Origin of the sequence: Zhongshania sp., from assembly GCF_041584495.1 — a bacterium.
Classification (GTDB): domain Bacteria; phylum Pseudomonadota; class Gammaproteobacteria; order Pseudomonadales; family Spongiibacteraceae; genus Spongiibacter.
Window position 1 is genome coordinate 1 of record NZ_JBFHDY010000225.1, and the last position, 2782, is coordinate 2782.

A 2782-nucleotide genomic window follows, 5' to 3' on the forward strand; every position below is an offset into this window, starting at 1 on the left:
GCCAAGCTTATTTCCCTAGGGTTGTTAATGAGTAGTCGTGTTTGCTTCATCGCGTCTGCAGCCAAACTGTCGACATCTTGTTCACTAATGCCGACGTCGCTAAGGCGCGTGGCAATTCTCAGCTCAGCGGGCAGGGTTTGCAGGTATTCAATCAACATGGTGGCGCGGCGAAAGCTACTGCCGCTGGCGGCGGGATAGACCACCTCGGCGAGTTCGGCGTACAGGGCTTCAGCCTCGCTCATATTAAAGCGCAATACCGGCCCTAGCATTAATGAATTAGACAGACCGTGAGGAACGTGGAAGCGGGCACCCACGGGGTAGGCTAGGGCGTGCACGCCGCCGACAGGGGCGTTGGCGAAGGCCATGCCCGCCAAGCAGGCGCCGAGCAGCATATTTTCCCGTGCTTGAATATTATTGCCGTGTTCGCAGGCGGTATGAATATTGGCGGCAAGCAAGCGCAGGGCATCTTTGGCCAAAGCGTCTGAGATGGGGTTTTTAAGGCGTTTGCTGGTATAGGCTTCTATGGCATGCACCATGGCGTCGATACCGGTGGCGGCGGTAACGGCGGGAGGCAAGCCGAGTGTTAGTCTTGCGTCGAGTAGGGCAATATCAGGTAACAGCAAGGGTGACACCACGCCCTTTTTTTCATTTGCGCCGGTGGTAACAATGGCAATGGCGGTGACTTCTGATCCGGTGCCCGCGGTGGTTGGTATCAGTATTAACGGTAGACGGGGCCCTTTTGCCTGGTTGACACCATAGATGTCAGTAAGCGCTTGGCCGCCGTAGGCAAGCAGGGCAATTAACTTGGCAACATCCATGGAGCTTCCGCCGCCGAAACCAATAATACAGTCAGCGTTGGCGGCTTTGGCGGCGGCGATGCCGGCATAAATGACCGATTCTGGTGGGTCCGCCAGCACGTCGGAAAACACACTGACGGCAACATTGAGTTGTTTAAAGGTCGCAAGGGCATTGTCGAGTAAGTGGGCGGCCAGCACGCCGGGATCAGTAACAATTAGTACCGAATGGCAGTGCATACCCAAGATCCGCGACGCGATACTGGCAGCCGCGTCGCGCTCAACCATAATAGATTTAGTGGTGTGGAACTCAAATGTGCTCATGCCCAGATTCCCTCCGTAGCAGTGAAATCATTATTATGTGGTTCTCACGGCGATACGATGTGGTTTTAGAAACGGTAGCCAATACCCAATTTTGCGACCGGGAAAAACTCAAGAGATTCCATGTCTTTTTCCAATTCTCGTTCTTCATCATCGAGCTGGGCGCGGCAGGCACTCGAGTCATTGCAAGAGCCTGAGGACTGAATGTCGACATCGGCTGCACCTAAATAGGCGACACCTACGTCGGCATTAAAATACCATTGCTTATCGCGCTGAAATGCCCAGCCAATGCCAATATAAGGCGCAATACTTGCTTCAAAGTCGATGGCAATACGCAGCTCCCCAATATCGTTGCCGGGGGCACTGGCGCCGCCAATTTCGCAGCTATTAGCAAGCGTTGCGCCGCCGGTATTCGTTTGGCAGTTGGTGGTGAGCTTGGTGCCGCTATTGTTCAGTAGCAGGCCTGCAGTGAGCCGCAACCGGCCTTTATACGGGTACCAATCCACCAGCAGACTGCCATTTTTAAGGTTTAAATCGCCCTCGTAGCGCAATTCGTCGCCGGGCACGCCATTCTCGTCCTCGGGCTTAAAATCAAAGTCAGTCTCAAATTGTTGCCAGCCAGCCCGCACACCAAAAGCGGGGCTTAGTTTATAACCCAATTCAATGCCTGGGCCAATCGTGGAGATGTGTGTCGATACGTTGACTTCTGCCTGTAAATTACTGCTCGCAGCGAGCATGATTAGACCTACGCTAAGCGCCTTTATGACCGGCGATGGCGAGTGATGAGTGTTGTTGAGTGATGAGCAGCGCAAGAAACCTCCAGAGTAAGCGGAAATGTTAGCAAGACAAACATTATAGCCGAGTGTCGGTTCAGGTCTATGTTTACGGCGCAGTCTGCGCTAAGTGGTCGTGTTGGTGGCGTCGCGGAATTAAGTCTACCCAGTAGCGGGCGCCTCGCATACACTTAAATTTTTGTGCAGTGCCCATAATAATGTCAGTGTCAGAGTTGCCTGCAGCGTCCGAGCGAGCAGTAAATAGCTCGGCCTTTAAAGCCTTGTTTCAGGCGGCGGAAGCCTTGGGTGCTGATATTGCGGCACTGTTCATTGAGATGGATAGCACGCTAAGTGAGCTAGAAGACCGCGAGCGGCGTTACCCTGTGGACGATCTTTTTCGTCTTTATGAGCTGGTGGCCCAAAAAGTCGCAAACCCAGATATTGGTCTGTATATTGGTCGCATCGACTACGTCAACCGCTTGAACCTCCAGCTCTACGCCTGCTCTGCTTGTACTACCTTTCGTGAATACCTCAATGTCATGCCCAGTGTATTGCGAATAGTGGGCGATATTGGTGAGGTTAAAGTGCGCCGGGAGAGCGAATTTATTCGTTTAGATTGGCAGCCTTTGGCGCCAGAGAGCGCCGCCCAGCGCTACCTGAGTGATTCATCCCTGTCGGTTGCGGCGGCGATTGTGAATTCTGTGTGCGTGCGGCCAATACCAATACGGGCTGCACATTTCAGCTATGCCGAGCCCGCCGACCTGGATTTGTTAAAGCAGCAGTTTGGTGACGGTTTACGCTTTGATCAGCCTACCAGCTGCGTGTATTTAGACCGCGCTTGTCTCGATTATGCCCTGATCAAATTGGATGCAAATTGGGTTCAAGCCCTGGCCC

The 2782-nt window shown here is 53.3% G+C and carries 3 protein-coding genes; 1 reads left to right on the top strand and 2 read right to left on the bottom strand.

All coding sequences use genetic code 11. The features are described 5' to 3' along the window. Nucleotides 1-1118 (bottom strand): iron-containing alcohol dehydrogenase (locus ABYP33_RS18410; protein ID WP_373092722.1); only part of this gene is annotated, 1118 nt, incomplete at its 3' end. 65 nt (nt 1119-1183) lie between these two features. Continuing rightward, a complete protein-coding gene (locus ABYP33_RS18415; RefSeq protein ID WP_373092724.1) occupies nt 1184-1927 on the bottom strand; it encodes a hypothetical protein in 744 nt (247 codons plus the stop codon). A 179-nt stretch (nt 1928-2106) separates the two neighbouring features. On the opposite strand from ABYP33_RS18415, the gene ABYP33_RS18420 reads away from it, so the two are divergent. Continuing rightward, nucleotides 2107-2782 (top strand): AraC family transcriptional regulator ligand-binding domain-containing protein (locus ABYP33_RS18420; protein WP_373092726.1); only part of this gene is annotated, 676 nt, incomplete at its 3' end.